At 66.4% G+C, this 16,938-nt stretch carries 16 protein-coding genes, 1 other RNA gene and 1 pseudogene; 3 read left to right on the forward strand and 15 right to left on the reverse strand.

What is annotated here, in order from left to right:
• Positions 1 to 2: 2 nt before the first annotated feature.
• On the forward strand, positions 3 to 1,445 hold the full coding sequence (locus ACROUL_RS03320) for a gamma-aminobutyraldehyde dehydrogenase (RefSeq protein ID WP_431298128.1): 1,443 nt from the start codon (positions 3 to 5) through the stop codon (positions 1,443 to 1,445).
• Positions 1,446 to 1,523: 78 nt separating this feature from the next.
• Here the strand turns inward: ACROUL_RS03320 and mbfA are convergent, their stop codons facing one another.
• Complete coding sequence (gene mbfA, locus ACROUL_RS03325) at positions 1,524 to 2,501, reverse strand: iron exporter MbfA (protein ID WP_431298129.1); 978 nt, start codon at positions 2,499 to 2,501, stop codon at positions 1,524 to 1,526.
• 169 nt (positions 2,502 to 2,670) lie between these two features.
• Between mbfA and ACROUL_RS03330 the strand changes: the two genes are divergently transcribed.
• Positions 2,671 to 3,291: a TetR/AcrR family transcriptional regulator gene (locus ACROUL_RS03330; protein ID WP_431298130.1), complete on the forward strand. Its 621-nt coding sequence runs from the start codon at positions 2,671 to 2,673 to the stop codon at positions 3,289 to 3,291.
• Between the two features lie 79 nt (positions 3,292 to 3,370).
• On the opposite strand, the pseudogene ACROUL_RS03335 reads toward ACROUL_RS03330, so the two are convergent.
• The 8 genes and pseudogenes from ACROUL_RS03335 to ffs all read right to left on the reverse strand — a co-directional run.
• Positions 3,371 to 3,550 (reverse strand): annotated as a pseudogene (locus ACROUL_RS03335) (NYN domain-containing protein); the annotation flags it as partial.
• 184 nt (positions 3,551 to 3,734) lie between these two features.
• Positions 3,735 to 4,973, reverse strand: a complete 1,239-nt coding sequence (locus ACROUL_RS03340) for a bifunctional folylpolyglutamate synthase/dihydrofolate synthase (protein WP_431301239.1) — start codon at positions 4,971 to 4,973, stop codon at positions 3,735 to 3,737.
• Between the two features lie 29 nt (positions 4,974 to 5,002).
• The gene (accD, locus tag ACROUL_RS03345; protein WP_431298131.1) at positions 5,003 to 5,911 is read right to left on the reverse strand and encodes an acetyl-CoA carboxylase, carboxyltransferase subunit beta; all 909 of its coding nucleotides are present in this window, start codon (positions 5,909 to 5,911) and stop codon (positions 5,003 to 5,005) included.
• 89 nt (positions 5,912 to 6,000) lie between these two features.
• A complete protein-coding gene (gene recR / locus ACROUL_RS03350) occupies positions 6,001 to 6,597 on the reverse strand; it encodes a recombination mediator RecR (protein WP_431298132.1) in 597 nt (198 codons plus the stop codon).
• 1 nt (position 6,598) lies between these two features.
• Entirely contained in the window at positions 6,599 to 6,943 is a 345-nt protein-coding gene (locus ACROUL_RS03355; protein WP_431298133.1) for a YbaB/EbfC family nucleoid-associated protein, read from the reverse strand.
• A 9-nt stretch (positions 6,944 to 6,952) separates the two neighbouring features.
• The gene (locus ACROUL_RS03360) at positions 6,953 to 8,689 is read right to left on the reverse strand and encodes a DNA polymerase III subunit gamma/tau (RefSeq protein WP_431298134.1); all 1,737 of its coding nucleotides are present in this window, start codon (positions 8,687 to 8,689) and stop codon (positions 6,953 to 6,955) included.
• Positions 8,690 to 8,752: 63 nt separating this feature from the next.
• On the reverse strand, positions 8,753 to 9,790 hold the full coding sequence (rsgA, locus tag ACROUL_RS03365; protein WP_431298135.1) for a ribosome small subunit-dependent GTPase A: 1,038 nt from the start codon (positions 9,788 to 9,790) through the stop codon (positions 8,753 to 8,755).
• 154 nt (positions 9,791 to 9,944) lie between these two features.
• Positions 9,945 to 10,041, reverse strand: an RNA gene (gene ffs / locus ACROUL_RS03370) — signal recognition particle sRNA small type.
• Positions 10,042 to 10,144: 103 nt separating this feature from the next.
• On the opposite strand from ffs, the gene ACROUL_RS03375 reads away from it, so the two are divergent.
• Positions 10,145 to 11,512, forward strand: coding sequence for a hypothetical protein (locus ACROUL_RS03375; RefSeq protein ID WP_431298136.1), 1,368 nt, complete (start codon positions 10,145 to 10,147; stop codon positions 11,510 to 11,512).
• 183 nt (positions 11,513 to 11,695) lie between these two features.
• Here the strand turns inward: ACROUL_RS03375 and ACROUL_RS03380 are convergent, their stop codons facing one another.
• The 6 genes from ACROUL_RS03380 to ACROUL_RS03405 all read right to left on the reverse strand — a co-directional run bounded on the left by ACROUL_RS03380 (position 11,696) and on the right by ACROUL_RS03405 (position 16,815).
• Positions 11,696 to 12,541 carry a CPBP family glutamic-type intramembrane protease gene (locus ACROUL_RS03380; RefSeq protein WP_431298137.1) on the reverse strand — a complete coding sequence of 282 codons (846 nt, stop codon included), beginning with the start codon at positions 12,539 to 12,541 and terminating at the stop codon, positions 11,696 to 11,698.
• 240 nt (positions 12,542 to 12,781) lie between these two features.
• On the reverse strand, positions 12,782 to 13,417 hold the full coding sequence (locus ACROUL_RS03385) for a glutathione S-transferase family protein (protein WP_431298138.1): 636 nt from the start codon (positions 13,415 to 13,417) through the stop codon (positions 12,782 to 12,784).
• On the reverse strand, positions 13,414 to 13,842 hold the full coding sequence (locus tag ACROUL_RS03390) for an SRPBCC family protein (protein ID WP_431298139.1): 429 nt from the start codon (positions 13,840 to 13,842) through the stop codon (positions 13,414 to 13,416). Before ACROUL_RS03390 ends, ACROUL_RS03385 begins: the two co-directional genes overlap by 4 nt.
• Entirely contained in the window at positions 13,839 to 14,174 is a 336-nt protein-coding gene (locus tag ACROUL_RS03395) for an ArsR/SmtB family transcription factor (protein ID WP_431298140.1), read from the reverse strand. Before ACROUL_RS03395 ends, ACROUL_RS03390 begins: the two co-directional genes overlap by 4 nt.
• 32 nt (positions 14,175 to 14,206) lie before the next feature.
• Complete coding sequence (locus tag ACROUL_RS03400; protein ID WP_431298141.1) at positions 14,207 to 14,839, reverse strand: HAD family hydrolase; 633 nt, start codon at positions 14,837 to 14,839, stop codon at positions 14,207 to 14,209.
• 35 nt (positions 14,840 to 14,874) lie between these two features.
• Positions 14,875 to 16,815, reverse strand: coding sequence for a bifunctional 2',3'-cyclic-nucleotide 2'-phosphodiesterase/3'-nucleotidase (locus ACROUL_RS03405; RefSeq protein WP_431298142.1), 1,941 nt, complete (start codon positions 16,813 to 16,815; stop codon positions 14,875 to 14,877).
• Positions 16,816 to 16,938 lie beyond the last annotated feature (123 nt).

A 16,938-nucleotide genomic window follows, 5' to 3' on the forward strand; every position in this document is an offset into this window, starting at 1 on the left:
TGATGGACACCCTGACCACCATCGACACGGCACTTCTGATCGGCTCCACCTTCGAGGTCGGCGCCGAGGCGCGCGAGCAGATCCTGAACCCGCGCACCGGCGGGCTGATACTGGAGGTGCCGGAGGCGTCGACCGCACAGGTCGACCGCGCCGTGGCCGCCGCACGAAAGGCGTTCGAGGGCTGGTCGCGTACCACGCCCGGCGAACGCTCCGCCGCCCTTTTGCGCATTGCCGACCGGATCGAGGCCGAGGCCGATGAATTTGCCCGGCTGGAGGCGTTGAACTGCGGCAAGCCGATCAACGCCGCGCTGAATGACGAAATTCCCGCCATTGTCGATTGCTACCGTTTCTTTGCCGGGGCCGTGCGTTGCCAGACCGGAGCCTTGGCAGGCGAATACCTTGCCGGGCATACCAGCATGATCCGGCGGGATCCGGTGGGCGTCATCGCCTCCATCGCGCCGTGGAATTATCCGTTGATGATGATGGCGTGGAAGCTGGGGCCGTCGATCGGTGGTGGCAATACGGTTGTGTTCAAGCCGTCGGAACAGACGCCGCTGACCGCGCTGAAGATGGCGCATATCCTTGCGGACGAATTGCCCGAAGGCGTGGTCTCAGTCATTACCGGGCGCGGGCATACGGTCGGCAGCTACCTTATCAACCATCCCGGCGTGGACATGATTTCCCTGACGGGCGATGTCGCAACGGGCAAGAAGATGCTGGATGCTGCCGCCAAGACGGTAAAGCGCACGCATCTGGAACTGGGCGGCAAGGCCCCGGTTCTGGTCTTCGACGACGCGGATGTATCCGAGGTCGTCGACGGTTTGCGCGCCTTTGGCTATTACAATGCGGGGCAGGATTGCACCGCCGCCTGCCGGATCTATGCCGGGAAGAAAGTCTATGACCGTCTGGTGGCGGACCTGTCTTCTGCCGTGTCGTCGATCACCCTCGGGGCCGAGGATGACACCACCAACGAGATCGGCCCGCTGATTTCCCTGCGCCAGCGCGACCGCGTGGCCAGCTTCGTCAACCGCGCGCGCGAGTTGCCGCATATCGAGGTGACGGCCGGCGGCGAGGTGATGACGGATGGCTTCTACTACCGCCCCACCGTCGTCGCCGGCGCGCGTCAGGAAGACGAGATCGTGCGGCGCGAGGTGTTCGGCCCGGTGGTGTCGATCACACCGTTCACCGATGTGGATCAGGCCGTGGGCTGGGCCAACGACAGCGACTATGGGCTAGCCTCATCGGTCTGGACCCGCGATGTGGGCCGCGCGATGGCAACGGCGGCGCGGTTGCGCTACGGCTGCACCTGGATCAACACGCATTTCATGCTGGTCAACGAAATGCCGCATGGCGGGTTGAAGCAAAGCGGCTACGGTAAGGACATGAGCGCCTATGCGCTGGAGGATTACACCGTGGTCCGGCACGTGATGGTAAAGCACGGGTAAAGGGTTACGAACACCTTAACGGTCTTACTAAGCTACGAAAATCGTTGGGTATTTCAAGGTGTCCCACCGTGGGACACCTTAGCCCCCGCCGATCAACGCCCCCGCCGCAAAGACCAGCGCGCCGCCCAGAACCACCTGCAAGGCGGCCCTCAGGAACGGGGTTTCCATGAAGCGGTTCTGGATCCACGCGATGGCCCAAAGCTCCACGAACACGACCACCATCGCGATCGTCGTCGCGGTCCAGAAATCGGGGATCAGGTAGGGCAGGGCGTGGCCCATGCCGCCGATCGTGGTCATCACCCCCGACGCCAGCCCCCGCTTCCACGGGCTGCCCCGGCCCGACAGGATGCCGTCATCATGCGCCGCCTCGGTGAACCCCATCGAGATGCCCGCCCCGACCGAGGCAGCCGAGCCGACCAGAAAGGTCGTCCAGGTGTCCTGCGTGGCAAAGGCGGTGGCAAAGATCGGCGCGAGGGTGGAGACCGAGCCGTCCATCAACCCCGCCAGCCCCGGCTGCACCCATGTCAGGATGAACTGCCGCTTGGCGGCCTGATCCTCGCTGCCCCGCGCCTCCTCGGTCAGATGGTGGTCTTCCAGATGTTCGGCGTGGCGTTCGTGCCCCGCCTCGGCCGCCGCCAGATCACCGAGCAGCCTGCGCGTGGCCGCATCGGAGGTTCGTGCCGCGGCCCGCTGGTAGAAATCGCCCGCCGCCTTTTCCATCGCCTGCGCCTCGCCCCGGATCGTGTCGAGGCTAAGCGTCTGGGCCAGCCAGACCGGGCGGCGGGCGTAAAAGCCAGCCACATGTTCGCGCCGGATCAGCGGGATCACCTCGCCAAAGCGGGCGCGGTGCAGGTCGATCAGGCGCTGGCGGTGGCCGTCCTCTTCGACCGCCATGCCTTCGAACACCTTGGCGGAGGCCGGGTAGTCCCCCCGCAGGCGTTCGGCATAGCTGCGGTAGATGCGGGCGTCGTCTTCCTCGGACGAGATTGCGAGGGCGAGGATTTCCTGTTCGGAGAGGTCGGCGAAGCGGCGCCGGGAAACGAGGGACGAGAGCATCGCGGCGATCCTTCTTGGAATGATTCTAATCTAGCAGAGGGCCAGCGAACGGCAAGGGCTGTGGCGCGGCAGGTGCGGGCATGGTTTTCCGGACCGGGGCGGGGTCGGGCCAATCGGATCGCTTGCCGCGCCCGCCTTGGCTGCCTTATGGTCCGGGGTGGGGGACAAGATGACCGCTGCCGCAGAACCTGTTGCCCGACGCGGGCGGAAATACGATCAGGTGCTAGATGGCGCCCGGACGGTGTTTCTGCGCGACGGGTTCGAGCGCGCCTCGGTCGACGACATCGCGCGCGAGGCGGGGGTCAGCAAGGCAACGATCTACGCCTATTTTCCCGACAAGCAGTTGCTGTTTCTGGAGATGGTGCGATGCGAGTGCCAACGTCAGGCCACAGAAGCGGAGGCTGCCGTGGGGGGCGAGGTTCCGGTGCAGGTGGCGCTGACCATTGCGGCGGAACGGATCATCCAGTTCCTGACGTCGGAATTCGGCCAGCGGATGTTTCGCATCGTGGTGGGCGAGGGCGAGCGCTTCCCCGGCCTTGGGCGCGAGTTCTATGACTATGGGCCGGGGCTTATCCACGAACGGCTGGTGCATCATCTGGAAAACCATGTTGAAAACGGCACGCTTCGGATCGACGATCTGCATCTGGCCGCCGACCAGTTCGCGCAGCTTTGCAAGGCGGGCGTGCATGAAAAGTTGATCTTCGGGATGGAAAAGTCGGTGACGCCCGACGACGTGCATCGCAGCGTGCATGGCGCGGTGGACATGTTTCTGGCGCGTTACGGTGCCTAGGGTACGAGCCTGACACAGGCATCCGGGCCTTTGGGGTCGCATTGGTAAAGCTTGGGCCGGGCAAGAAGATAGGCACGAAATCGCGGTCTGACGTGACCAGAACCAGCACATCAGCCTGACCGCCCAGCATGAAACCCATCGCTTCGACGGCCATGAGAAGGTCGGTGGCGTTCTTGCCGATGCCCGAATGGATGAGGCGCAGCCCCGGAGCGGAATTCCAGGCGCCGAGCGTGGCGGAGTTGCCATAGACGCGGCGGATGGTGAGGTCGCCCTAGTTCAGCGCACGCAGGATGATCTGGCCGGCGACCGAGGACGAGATGTTTTCGCCGTCGACCAACAGCGCTACGCGCGGCTTGAGGGTTGGCGCTGTGGGCTGGGTCATGAGGTGTCCGCTGCAGTTTATGGCCTGAGCGTGTCAGCGAAATGGGGCCGATGAATGGCGATCAGCCGTTTTCCCTGAGCACCGTTCCGGCCAGATAGAGCGAGCCGCAGATCAGGACGCGGGCTTCGGGGGTGCGCGCGGCGATGGTTGCAAGCGCGTCGGCCACCGAAGGCGCGGTGGTGGCGTCGATGCCGGCGGCGCGGGCGGCGTCACGGGTGACCTCGGCGGGCAGCGTGTTCTTTTCGCCGGGAATGGTGACGGCGTGGAGGCGGGTGACGTGGGGGGCGAGGGGCAGCATGTAGCCGGTCACGTCCTTGGTGTTCAGCATGCCGCAGATGAGGTGGGTTTCGCGGGCGGGCATCCGGGCGAGGGTGGCGGCGATGGCCTCGCCCCCCGCCGGGTTGTGGCCGCCGTCGAGCCACAGTTCCACGTTCGGGGCGGTATCGACCAGCGGGCCGTGGCGCAGGCGCTGCATCCGGGCGGGCCAGAAGGCGCGGGTCACGGCGGCCTCGCAAGCGGCCTCGTCCCGACCGAGGGCGCGGAGGGCGGCGATGGCGGCCCCGGCGTTCTGAATCTGGTGCGGGCCGGGAAGGTTGGGGAGCGGCAGGTCGAGAAGGCCGTTCTCATCCTGAAATATCAGGCGGTCGCGGTCTTCCGACACGTGCCAGTGCTGGCCGAAGGCGAGGATCGGCGCGCCCATGCGGGCGGCCTTCGCCTCGATCACGGCGAGGCCCTCGTCGGTTTGCGGGCCGACGATGACGGGTACGCCGCGCTTGATGATGCCGGCTTTCTCGCCGGCGATGGCGGCGACGGTATCGCCAAGGAAGGCCTGATGGTCGAGGCTGACCGGGGTGATGATGGTGAGGCGCGGATCAGCGACGACGTTGGTCGCATCAAGCCTGCCGCCAAGGCCAACCTCCAGCAGCGTCCAGTCCGCCGGGGTGCGGGAGAAGGCGAGGAAAGCGGCGCAGGTGGTGATTTCGAAAAACGTGATCTCGTCCGGGCCGTTGGCGGTGACGCATTCATCCAGAAGCGCGGTCAGGGCGGGTTCGGAGATCAGCTCCCCCGCCAGCCGAATACGTTCGTGAAAGCGCGCGAGGTGGGGTGAGGTGTAGGCGTGGACGCGGTCGCCCGCAGCCTCCAGCCCTGCGCGGATCATGGCTTGCGTGGAGCCTTTTCCGTTGGTGCCGGCGATGTGGATCACCGGGGGAAGGCGGCGTTCGGGGTTGCCGAGAATCGCCAGTAGGCGTTCGACGCGGCCAAGGGTCAGGTCGATGACCTTGGGGTGCAGTGTCATCATCCGTTCGAGGATGGCATCGGAACCGGTGGTCACGCCTTTGCGGGCTCCGGCACCTCGGTCGGGGCGGGGAGGTCGCCCTTGATGCCGGGGGGCAGGGCCATGAGCAGGCGGACAAGGGTGGAAAGTTCGTCCTTCATCGCCTTGCGGTGAACGACGCGGTCAAGCATCCCGTGGTCGAGGAGGTATTCGGCGCGCTGGAAGCCTTCGGGCAATTTCTCGCGGATCGTCTGTTCGATGACGCGGGCGCCGGCAAAGCCGATCTGAGCGTTGGGTTCAGCGATCTGGACGTCGCCAAGCATGGCATAGCTGGCGGTCACGCCGCCGGTGGTCGGGTGGGTGAGGACGACGATGTAGGGCAGGCCGGCCTCTTTCAGCATCTGCACGGCGACCGTGGTGCGCGGCATCTGCATCAGGCTGAGCATCCCTTCCTGCATCCGTGCGCCGCCAGAAGCGGAGAACAGGATCAGCGGGCGGCGGAGTTCGACGGCGCGCTGCGCCCCGGCGATGATGGCGTTGCCGACGTTCATGCCCATCGAACCGGCCATGAAGCTGAAATCCTGCGCGGCGGCGACGATTGGCGTGCGGGCCATATCGCCCTCGGCCACCAGCATCGCGTCTTTTTCACCGCTGGCCTTTTGCGCGGCCTTGATCCGGTCGGGGTATTTCTTCTGGTCGCGGAAATGCAGGGGGTCTTGCACAGCATCCGGCACCTTCACTTCGGTGAAGATGCCGCCGTCGAACAGCGCGCCAAAGCGGTCACGCGGCGTGATCGCCATGTGGTGATCGCAGTTGGAACAGACGTTCAGGTTGGCGGCCAGTTCGCGGTGAAACAGCATGGTCCCGCATTCGGGGCACTTGGTCCAAAGATTCTCGGGCACTTCGCGGCGCGAAAAGAGCGAGTTGATCTTCGGACGGACGTAGTTGGAGATCCAGTTCATGCGGAGAAAGCCCTGCCCTTGCGGTGAAGTTCTGAGATAAGCCGAAGGCCCGTCGATTGCAATCAGGCCAGCGGTCAGAAGCGGCGCAATCAAAAGTGGCGGCGGGCCTTCAGGGCTGCGCCGATGGTGCCATCGTCAAGGTAGTCAAGTTCGCCGCCGATGGGGACGCCTTGGGCAAGTGACGTGACCTGCACGCCGGAGGGGGCCAGCACGTCGGCGATGTAGTGCGCGGTGGTCTGGCCGTCGACTGTGGCGTTGAGGGCAAGGATCACCTCGCGGATGTGTTCATCCGCCACGCGGGAGGCAAGGCGCGGGATGCGCAGTTCATCCGGGCCGATGGCATCAAGCGCGGATAGCGTGCCACCAAGAACGTGGTAGCGGCCCTTGAAAGCCTGCCCGCGTTCCATTGCCCAAAGGTCGGCCACGTCTTCGACAACGCAGATTTCGCCCGTGGCACGGCGCGGGTCGGCGCAAATGGCGCATGTGTCCGAGGTGCCGATGTTGCCGCAGGTCTGGCAATCCTTGGCGGTCAGCGCAACTTCGGCCATCGCTTGCGCGAGGGGTGCCATCAGTTGCGCGCGTTTCTTCAACAAGACCAGAACCGCGCGCCGGGCCGAGCGCGGGCCAAGGCCGGGAAGCCGGGCCATCAGGTCGATCAGCGCCTCGATCCCGGTGTCGTCGGCCATGTCAGAACGGCAGCTTCATGCCGGGCGGCAGACCGAGGCCTTCGGTCAGCTTGGCCATTTCCTGCTGGCTGCGGGTCTGGGCCTTGAGCTGAGCGTCCTTGATCGCGGCGAGGATCAGGTCTTCGACGACCTCTTTTTCCGACGCGACAAGGATCGACGGGTCGATGTCCAGCCCCGTCACCTCGCCCTTGGCGGTGGCGCTGGCCTTGACCAGACCGCCCCCCGCCTCGCCCATGACGACGGTCTTGGCCAGGTCTTCCTGCAGTTCGGCCAGCTTGGCCTGCATATCCTGCGCGGTCTTCATCATCTTGGCCATGTCGCCAAGACCGCCCAAACCTTTCAGCATCTTATCACCTCAATTATCTTCGAAGGGGTCCCATTCATCTTCCACCTCGGGAAGTGCTTCAACGGCGGCGGTGGCGGCCATCGCCTCGGGGGTGCGCACCTCGGCGACATCGGTTCCCGGAAACGCCGCGAGTATCGCCTGCACCAGAGGGTTGCGTTTTGCCTCGGCCTTGGCGGCCATCAGGGTTTCGTCGCGCGCCTCGGCAATGGTCGGCGCGCCTCCGCCCGACACGACCGAGACGCCCCAGCGCAGGCCGGTCCAGCCTTGAAGGCGCTGGCTGAGACGGGAGGCGAGGTCGGACGACGCGCCGGGGCTGGGTTCGAACTCGATCCGGCCGGGGGCGTAATGCACGAGGCGGACGTGATCCTCGACCTGCTTCAACAGCAGGAAATCGCGCTTTTCGCGGATCAGGTCGATCACTTGCGGAAAGCTGGAATAATGCTGCGCCGGGTCGGCGGCCAAGGCGACGGCCTGCCCGCCCTGCATGACCGGGCCGCGCGCCGGGGCTGCGGGGGCCATGCGCATGGTCGGGGCATGGACGGTGCCGCCGCCGCCTGCCGGGGCGCCACCGATGGCTGCGGGCTGCGGCTGCGATTGCAGTTTGCGGATCAGAGTTTCGGGGTCGGGCAGGTCGGCCACATGGGTCAGCCGGATAATCGCCATTTCGGCGGCCATCATGGCGTTCGGCGCCAATGGCACCTCTTCCAGCGATTTCAGCAGCATCTGCCACATCCGGCTGAGCGCGCGCATCGGCAGGCGCGATGCCATATCAAGGCCGCGGGTCTGTTCGTCGGGCGGGGTGGTCGGGTCTTCGGCGGCGGCGGGATTGATCTTGATGACAGAAATCCAGTGAGTGATTTCGGCCAGATCGCGAAGGACCGCCATCGGATCGGCACCGTCGGCGTACTGCGCGGAAAGCTCGGCCAGAGCCTGCGCCGCATCGCCCTTCATCACGAGGTCAAACAGGTCAAGCACCCGGCCCCGGTCGGCCAGACCCAGCATTGCGCGCACCTGTGCGGCGCTGGTTTCGCCCGCCCCGTGGGCAATCGCCTGATCCATCAGGCTCATCGCATCGCGGACCGAGCCTTCGGCAGCGCGGGTGATCAGGGCGAGGGCGTCGGGGGCGAGGCTGGCACCTTCCTTCGCCGCGACGGCAGAAAGGTGGGCCATCATCACCTCAGGCTCGATCCGCTTCAGATCGAAGCGCTGGCAGCGCGACAGGACGGTGACGGGAACCTTGCGGATTTCCGTGGTGGCAAAGATGAATTTCACATGCGCGGGCGGTTCTTCAAGCGTCTTCAAAAGCGCGTTGAAGGCGGCGGTCGACAGCATGTGAACTTCGTCGATGATGTAGACCTTGAAGCGCGCCGAGGCGGCCCTGTAGTGGACGCTGTCGATGATCTCGCGGATATCACCCACACCGGTGCGCGAGGCTGCGTCCATTTCCATCACGTCGACGTGGCGGCCTTCGGCGATGGCCCGGCACGGCTCGCAGACGCCGCAGGGCTCGGTCGTGGGGGTGCCGGTGCCGTCAGGGCCGATGCAGTTCAACCCTTTGGCGATGATGCGGGCGGTGGTGGTCTTGCCGACGCCGCGCACGCCGGTCATCACGAAGGCATGCGCGATCCGGTCGGCCGCGAAGGCGTTCTTCAGGGTGCGCACCATCGCCTCCTGCCCGATCAGATCGGCGAAGGTCTGGGGCCGGTATTTGCGGGCAAGAACCTGATAGGCGGGTTGGTCGGACATGGGGCTCCCCTAAGGGGTAAAGCTTAGACGGCGGCGGGAGGAGGGGCAAGCCGGGTGGGCCTGCTAGCGTTTGTCGAGGCGGGATTTCACGGTGAGGCTGGTCTTGACCTGCTTGCCGAAGCGGCGGGCGCGTTCGCGGGCCTCGGCCGGGGTTTCGGTGCTGTGGCGGTCTTCCAGCTTCAGTTTTTGCCAGCGGATCAGGCGATCTTCGTCAAGCTTGCCGTCGTTGATCGCCTGGCGCACGCCGCAGCCGGGTTCGGATTGATGGGTGCAGTCGCGAAAGCGGCAGTTGCCCAGAAGTTCGGTCACATCCTCGAACACCGCGTCGATGCCGGCGCCGGCGTCGATGAGGGCAAGGGCGCGCATGCCGGGCGTGTCGATCAGCCAGCCGCCGCCGGTGATCGGGTAAAGCGCGCGGTTGGTGGTGGTATGGCGGCCGCGCGCGTCGCTTTCGCGGATCTCGCCGGTTGGCGCGGCGAGACCGGTCAGTGTGTTCGTGAGTGTGGTCTTGCCAACGCCCGACGCGCCAAGAAGGGCGACGGTCTGGCCCTCGCGGCACCATTGGCCAAGGGTTCGCGCGATGTCGGGATCACGCGCGTCCAGTGCCACGGCGGTGACGTGGCGGCTAAGCACTTCAGCGCGCTGGCGATAGCTCTCAGCATCTGTCGCGGTATCGGACTTGGTCAAAAGGATCACCGATTCCGTCCCAGCCTCGGCGGAAAGGGCCAGATAGCGTTCCAGCCGCGCCGGGTTGAAATCAGCGTTGCAGGACGTGACGATGAACAGCGTGTCGACATTGGCGGCGATCAGTTGCAGTTCGTTCCCGGTGCCAGCGGCGCGGCGGCCGACCTCGGTGTTGCGGTCAAGGCGGCGGATGATGCGGGTGCCATCGGACAGGACCCAGTCGCCGATGGCAAGTTCACCGGCGGTCTGGGTGCCGGTGAAGGGCAGGGTGACCGGGCCTTCGGTCGTCAACCCGTCGATTCGGGCGCGGTGCAGGCCGGAAATTCGAACGGGGGTCAGCGAAAGCTCGGTTTCGTCAAGCTGGGACAGGAAGAATTGCGTCCAGCCGAGGCTGGCGAGGGTCGGGTGTTCGGTCACTGAAGCGGTCCTTGCAGGCGGGTGCTGTGCCCTGTGCCGGTCCGATGCGGACGGGCGGGCGGCCGTTCGGGCGAAACCGCAGGCAGGCGGGGCCTCAGCGCGCGGTCGCCCGGAGGGGTGCGGCGACAGTCATGGGCATCCTCCGGTTCAGCAAGGTGAGAGGCTGGACAACGACCCAAGCGGGGCTCGTTACGGCTGCTTCCTTCCGGACCTGACCGGGTTGGCGAGGCGCTTACCCGCGCCAACCTCTCGGGCGTTGATATAGGTCATGGGCAGCGGCGGTGCAATGGCTGCGAATGCAGGTAGTCCGGGCATTGCGCGTGGATTAGCCTGATGGGAACCGTGGAGGATATGATGGCACGACTGATCCGTATCGAATGGCCTGACAATGGCGCGCCGGACCTGCCGCCGGCCTTCACGCTGGACGAAGCAGAGGGGCGGCTGGCGGCGCTCAGAAAAGCAGCGCTGGCGCGGGGGTTCGATGCTGTGGTGGTCTATGGCGACCGGGAGCATGCGGCGAACATCCATTGGCTCACAGGGTTCGATCCGAGGTTCGAGGAGGCGGTGCTGGTGGTGACGCCGGGCGATGCGCTGCTGATCGCGGGGAACGAATGTCTGGCCTATACGGCCGTGTCGCCCTTGGTGAAGGCCGGTGTGGTGCGGGTGGGGCATTGCGCCAGCCTTTCGCTGCCATCGCAGCCGCGGGGTGGGCGTCGGTTGAAGGAGTGGCTGGTAGACATGCTGGCCACCGACGACACCGTCGGGGTGGTCGGATGGAAGTGGTTCGGCGCGGATGAGGTGGACGATCCGGCCACTGCGCTGGATGTGCCGGCGTTTCTGGCCGATCCGCTGCGACATCTGGCGGCGCGCGTGGAGAACGCGACGGACCTGATGATGCACCCCTCGCATGGCCTCAGGGCGCGGGTGGATGCGGCCCAGATCGCGCGCCTGGAGTTTGCCAACCACATGGCGGCGGCGGCGTTGAAGCGGATGGTGTTTTCGCTGCGCGAGGGGATCACGGATTTTCAGGCGGTTGAGGCGGCGCGCGTCGGGGGTCTTCCGATGGGTTGCCACACGACCTTTGCGATGGGGGATCAGCCGGGGCTGTGCGGGCCTTCGGGGCGGCATCTGGCGGTGGGCGAGCCGATCGGGTTCAACGTCTGCCACTGGGGGGCGAACATCTGCCGGGCGGGTTGGGTGGCGCGAGGGGCCGGCGATCTGCCGGTCGGGGCGCAGGATTATGTGGAGGCGTTCGTCGCGCCCTATGTGACCGCGATGTCGGAGTGGTGTTCGATGATGCGGCCGGGGGTGTCGGGGGGGTATGTGTGGAAGCACATGCAGGCGGCGCTGCCGTTCGGGGTGTTCGGGGTGACGCTTAATCCGGGGCATCTGATCGGGTTGGACGAGTGGGTATCCTCGCCGATCTACGAGGGGTCGCATGAGCCGTTGGCCAGCGGGATGGCGATGCAGATGGACGTGATTCCGGGGCACGCGGTCTATGGGTCGACCCGGATGGAGGATGGGTATGTGATCGCGGATGCGGGCTTGCGGGCTGATCTGGCGGCCCGGTTTCCGAATGTGGCGCGGCGGTGCGAGGCGCGGGGGCGGTTCATGCGGGAGGTGATCGGGATGGAGGTGCCGGAGAGTCTGCTGCCCCTGGCCGATACCTGCGGGATCGTTGCGCCGTTCCTTCTGGACCCCGCGCAGGTAGTGGTGTGTTGAGGGCGTGTCCCACCGTGGGACATTTTTTGGGCCGTTGATTTACAAGGATAATTTTTCGGAGTTAACCGGATTTTAAGGTTTGCGGCGGGAGTCGGCAGAGGTTCAGCGCGCGCTTTCCATTCGGCGGATGCGAAAAGCGGCGACCAGCCAGATTGCTTCAAGCTCGATTGCTGGGGAGCCGCTTTAGGTTGCTTCCGGGGCGGTCAGCGGCTTCGCAGGGAGCCGCAGGATGGATCGCACCAGAAAGATATCCAAGATCACGAGTCCGAGGATCATAAGAACTCCGCTCTCGCCGCCGATGTATTCGGTCACCATCGGCGTGCGTGTCTGCACGATCGAGTCGGAGAAACCCCAAGCGGTGTTCACGGCGGCATGGGCGAGTGCCACTGGCCAGATGCTCCCGCTCCACATCCTGAGCCAGCCGTAGAGGACGCCGGCGAGGGTCAGGGTCGTGAGGAACATCGGCACGACCAAGAACGGGGACCCGCTGTTATGGTAAAGATCGGTACCCAGAAGGAGCGGCAGGTGCCAGACCCCGTGCAGGAATCCGACGAGGAGCATGCCACCGACGATGCCGACGCTGCGCGTTCTGGGCAGCAAGTAGCCGCGCCAGCCGATCTCTTCGAAGGTGGCAAGCACGGTGCCGATGATCAGCATCACGATGAGGTTCAGCGCGGTGTCGATGAAAGAAAGATAGGTCTCGGACGGGCCGAGCGCGGTCAACCCCACGGCACCCATCAATAATGTACCACCGACGAGCACGCCAGTCGGGAGAATGATCGCCGGGAGCCAGCCACGCCAGCCGGGCCTCGTGAGGCCAAGCGCGGATAGCGAGTGTCTCAGCCCGCCTTCGGGTGCGATGACGGCAAGCATTAACACTGCCCCGACGGTTGGCGTCACCATTGTCAACATCAGTGCAAGGTTGCCGAGCCAAGGAGCCGCAAGCGCGGTCAGGACCGCCAGTCCCAGCGTGATCGCGTAGAACCACCAGACGGGTCGCAAACCAGAGCCAGAATTTGATGGAACCATGACCAATCTCCAGCCGGTTGGCAGCCGAGTCGAGCTTTGGCTCGCTTGGTCATACACTTTTTCGATGCATCCACACGGTTCAAATCCGGCACCTTAACCATTCGCCAGTTCAGGTGTCCGTTTCGGGCGGGTCGGCGGGGATATTTCCATCACGTTCTGACACATCGCCCGGTCACGCACTGACACGGCCCGTCTTTTGTCGAATCAAAGATCTCCGCGTTTCCACAAGTGGTCTCATCGTCAATCCGCCGCCGCGAAATGCGCCATCTGGTCGGCGTGGGCTTTGCGGAACGCCGGGCGGGCCGTGGCGCGGGTGACGTAGGCGCGGGCGGCGGGGTAGGGGGTGAGTTCTTCCATCCGGTCCATCAGGCGCAGGACATCGGACATGGCGATGTCGGCTATCGTGAAGGGGCCGGTGAGCCATTCGGTCTTTTCCAACACGGTTTCGAGGTTTTGCAGGCGGCTGGCGAGCCATTTTTCGAAAAAGCCCACGATGGGGTTTTCGGGGGGCTGGTTCATGAATTTGAAGATCGACCAGGGGACGGTTGCCAGTTCCATCGAGTTCAGGGCGGCGAAGAGCCAGGTGGTGACCTCGGCCCGGGATCTGGGATCGGGGGGCATCAGGGTGGGGCTTTTTTCGGCCAGGTGCAGCAGGATCGCGCCGGATTCGAAGATCGTGAGGTCGCCGTCTGTCAGCCACGGCACCTGGCCGAAGGGTTGGTGGGCAAAGTGGGCGGGGCCGCGGTCGTGGAAGGGCGTGGTGGCGATGGTGTAGGGCAGGCCCGCCTCTTCCAGTGCCCAGCGGATGCGCAGGTCGCGGACATAGCCGCGGGGCCAGTCTGGTACCCAGTCGTAGGTGGTGAGGGTGAGGGTCATGGCGTGGCCTTCAGGTAAAGGGCGAGGCGGGTGAAAAGCCCGCTCCAGCCGCGTTCATGGGAGGGGCCGGCGTCGTCGGGCAGGTGTTCGTGGGTGAGGGTGAGGTGAGTGCCGCCATCGCGGGGTGTAAGGCGGATGGTGACGAGGGAGGTGGCCTCGGGGCGGCCGGGCCATTCCCAGGTGAAGCTGAGGCGCGCATCGGGGATGACCTCACGGTAAAGGCCGGTGGGATGGTGTTCGCTGCCGTCCGCCAGACGAAAGCCGATGGCGTAGCGGCCGCCGGGGCGAAGGTCGGCCGAGGCGTGGAGGGTGGTGCCGGCGTCGGGCACCCACCAGCGCAGCATCTGGTCGGGTTGGGTGAGGGCTGCGAAGACGCGGGCGGGCTGGGCGTTCAACTGGCGGGTCAGGGTGAGGCTGACGGTCATTCGGGGGGGCTTTCGACGAAGGTGGCGAGGCGGTCGAGGCTGGTGGTCCAGAAGCGTTCGTAGTGTTCAAGCCATTCCACCGCGTCGCGCATCGGGGCGGCGGCGAGGTGGACGGTGACGGTGCGGCCGGTCTTGGTGCGGGTGATGAGGCCGGCGTCGGAGAGGACGTCGAGGTGTTTCATCAGGCCGGGAAGTTTGAGCGACAGGGGGTGGGCGAGGTCGCTGACCGACTGGCCGGGGTGATCAGCAAGGCGTTGCAGGACGTGGCGCCGGGTGGGGTCGGCGAGGGCCGCGAAGACGCGGGAGATCTGGGGGGAATCATACTTTACCATGTGGTGAAGTATTGGCCCCACCAGGAGCGGTGTCAAGCCTTGAGAAGGCCGGCCATACGGGCTCCGGTCAGCAGGTCGGGGGCGAGGTGGTGAGCCCAGCGGCCCTGACTTGGCACCACGTCGGGGACTTGCACGACGATGCAGCCGGCGCGGTGGGCGGATTCGGCGCCGGTTTCGCTGTCTTCGAACACAAGGCAGCGCGAGGGGGGCAGGCCGAGGAGGGAAGCGGCGAGGAGGTAGGGGTCGGGGGCGGGCTTGGGTGCAGTTACATCGTCGAGGGTGACGACATGGGCGAAGGCGTCGGCGATGCCGGCGATTCCCAGTTTGCGGTGCGCGCCGTGGCGACCGGTGGAGGTGACGATGGCGAGGGGGAGGCCGGTGGCGGCCAGAAGTTCGGCGGCGCCGGGTTTGAGGGCGAGGCCCGCATCGACGCCCGCGTTGAAGCCCGCGCGCCAGTGGAGGTGGACGGCATCGAGGTCGATGCCGGGAAGGGCGGTGCGGATCAGGCTGGCGGAGGTGGGTTCATCCTTGCCGACGAGGCCGTGCATGAACGCCTCGCCCACATCGTGGCCATGCGCGAGGAAGGCGGCGAGGCCGGTTGCGAGGGCGATGCTTTCGGTGTCGATCAGGGTGCCGTCGAGATCGAAGAGAAGGGCGTCGTACATGAAGGGCTCCGGCCAGATGCGGCGGCTATAGCCGATCAGAGGTGCAGCCGGTAGTGGGAGAAGCCGTTGGCGCAGGGCCCGAGCGGCTGGGGGCGGTAGGCGGCGATATCGGCGAGATGGGCCTCGGAGCCGTGCCCGGCGGTGACGGTGACGCTGGTGCCGGGCATCGGCAGGAAGTGCCAGCTGCGGCCGGGCGGGGCGCCGACCCGGGGGGCGGCGCGGATGTGGTCGCAGAGCACGGTCTGAACGGTGACGCCATCGGCCAGCACGGTGCGCGGGGCGGGGGTGCCGAGCGGCGCATGGGCGGCGGCGCGGCTGGCGCGGTGGTTGTTGGTGACAAGAAGGAAGCGGTCGTCGGGGCGCACGAGGTGGCCCTCGCGGCTGAGCCCGACGATGCGGCGGGCCGACGGGTCGGCAAGCGCGCCCTGGGCGTCGAAGCGGGCGGGCTGGCTGAGGTCGATGGCGAAGCCGAGGCCGGTGACGGTTTCGAAGGTGAAGCCCGGGACTGCGCTGTCATGCAGGGGCGCATCCACCGCGCCGGGGGTGACGCGGTGAAAGAGCGCGGCGGATTGTTCGAGCCAGTCAGCCATGTCGGCGCCGGTCATCAGGAGCGTGACGAGTTTGTTGGGGAAGAGGTAGAGGTCGGAAATGCTGCGCATCCGCAGCGGCCCGGCGGGAATGTCGGTGAAGTTGTGCGCGCCGCCCCGGCCACCGGCGCGGAACGGTGCGGCCCCGGCGAGTACCGGCAGGTCGGCCCATTCGGTGCCCGCAAGGGCGCGGCGGGCGTAGGCGATCTTGGCCTCGGCGATGAGTGTCATCGCGGCGCTGGGGGCGAGGGTGGCGAAGTGGGTGTGCAGCGGCACCGCCGCCGAGCCGATCACGCGGCGCGACCAGGCGAGGGCGGCGCGGTGATCGGGGGCGAGGGCGCGGCCGAAATCGGTGGTGGCGCGACCGTCGCGACCGGACGCCGGTTCAAGCCGGGCTGCGGCGGTGCGGACCAGCCAGCGGGACGGGCCACAGCGCGATGGCGTCAGGGTCAGGTCGATCAGGCCGATGTGGCTGCCGGAATGACCCGGCATGACGGCGGGCTTGCCGCAGAGCGTGCCGTTCATCGGGTCGATGTCGCGGGTGGCGGCGATCTGGGGGCCGGGGAAGGCGAGGTGGCTGTGGCCGGCGATGACGGCGTCGATCTCGGGCATCGCGGCGAGGGCGGTGGCGGCGTTTTCGGCGCCGTCGGGCACATCGGCGGGACCGATGCCGGAATGGGCAAGCGCCACGATCAGGTCGACCCCGCGGGCCTTGAGCCGGGGCAGCCAGGCGCGGGCCGAGGCGAGGATGTCGCGCACCTGGATGTGGCTGGCGAGGTGGTCGCGATCCCAGACCTCGATCTGCGGGGGGGCGAAGCCGATCACGCCGATGCGCAGGCGGTGGCTGCGGCCATCGGTATCGGTCACGGTGCGGGTGAGGACGGTGAAGGGCGGCACGAGGGTGGTGTCGCGGGCCGGGCTTTTGCCAAGGCGTGTGGCGATGTTGGCCGAGACGACCGGAAACCGGGCGCTGGCCAGCGAGGCGCGCAGGAAAGGCAGGCCGTAGTTGAATTCGTGGTTGCCCAGGGTGATCGCGTCGTAGCGCAGCGCGTTGAAGGCGGTGACGACAGGATGCGGGCGGCCGCGGCGCCGTGCGGTGGCGGCGTAATCGGCAAGCGGCGTGCCTTGCAGGAAATCGCCGTTGTCAAAGAGGAGCGCGTTGGCCACCTCGGCCCGCGCTGCCGCGATCTGGCGCGAGATGCGGTAGAGACCGAAGCCCGAGGCCGGCCGGTTGGCATGGTGGTCATGTCCGGTAAGGCAGGCGTGTAGGTCGGTTGTGGCGATCAGGCGCAGGTTGATCTGGGCTGCGGGCCGCGTGGGGACGCAGGTGACCGGCCCCCCGGAAAGGGTAAGGGGGCCGGTCGTTAAGGAGACGGTCGCTTGGGACAAAAAAACTCCAATGGGGAAGCTATGGAAAACTCGGTAACGGAACCGCTCTCTGGGGTTGGTTTGCCGGTGAAACCCGTAAAAGTTGTGTCCAGCTTGGGGCAAATTGAAGAATTCTCGTCAAGG

The organism is Tabrizicola sp. BL-A-41-H6 (assembly GCF_050632395.1).
Classification (GTDB): Bacteria; Pseudomonadota; Alphaproteobacteria; order Rhodobacterales; family Rhodobacteraceae; genus JAUYQR01.

Excerpts from the sequence above, each read along its gene's own strand:
- ACROUL_RS03400 (WP_431298141.1), bottom strand. The coding sequence starts at position 14,839 with ATGTACGACGCCCTTCTCTTCGATCTCGACGGCACCCTGATCGACACC.
- ACROUL_RS03375 (WP_431298136.1), top strand. The coding sequence starts at position 10,145 with ATGGCACGACTGATCCGTATCGAATGGCCTGACAATGGCGCGCCGGAC.
- ACROUL_RS03320 (WP_431298128.1), top strand. The coding sequence starts at position 3 with ATGGACACCCTGACCACCATCGACACGGCACTTCTGATCGGCTCCACC.
- ACROUL_RS03395 (WP_431298140.1), bottom strand. The coding sequence starts at position 14,174 with ATGGTAAAGTATGATTCCCCCCAGATCTCCCGCGTCTTCGCGGCCCTC.
- ACROUL_RS03385 (WP_431298138.1), bottom strand. The coding sequence starts at position 13,417 with ATGACCCTCACCCTCACCACCTACGACTGGGTACCAGACTGGCCCCGC.
- ACROUL_RS03330 (WP_431298130.1), top strand. The coding sequence starts at position 2,671 with ATGACCGCTGCCGCAGAACCTGTTGCCCGACGCGGGCGGAAATACGAT.
- ACROUL_RS03355 (WP_431298133.1), bottom strand. The coding sequence starts at position 6,943 with ATGCTGAAAGGTTTGGGCGGTCTTGGCGACATGGCCAAGATGATGAAG.
- ACROUL_RS03340 (WP_431301239.1), bottom strand. The coding sequence starts at position 4,973 with ATGATGACACTGCACCCCAAGGTCATCGACCTGACCCTTGGCCGCGTC.
- accD (WP_431298131.1), bottom strand. The coding sequence starts at position 5,911 with ATGAACTGGATCTCCAACTACGTCCGTCCGAAGATCAACTCGCTCTTT.
- ACROUL_RS03390 (WP_431298139.1), bottom strand. The coding sequence starts at position 13,842 with ATGACCGTCAGCCTCACCCTGACCCGCCAGTTGAACGCCCAGCCCGCC.
- mbfA (WP_431298129.1), bottom strand. The coding sequence starts at position 2,501 with ATGCTCTCGTCCCTCGTTTCCCGGCGCCGCTTCGCCGACCTCTCCGAA.
- ACROUL_RS03360 (WP_431298134.1), bottom strand. The coding sequence starts at position 8,689 with ATGTCCGACCAACCCGCCTATCAGGTTCTTGCCCGCAAATACCGGCCC.
- recR (WP_431298132.1), bottom strand. The coding sequence starts at position 6,597 with ATGGCCGACGACACCGGGATCGAGGCGCTGATCGACCTGATGGCCCGG.
- ACROUL_RS03380 (WP_431298137.1), bottom strand. The coding sequence starts at position 12,541 with ATGGTTCCATCAAATTCTGGCTCTGGTTTGCGACCCGTCTGGTGGTTC.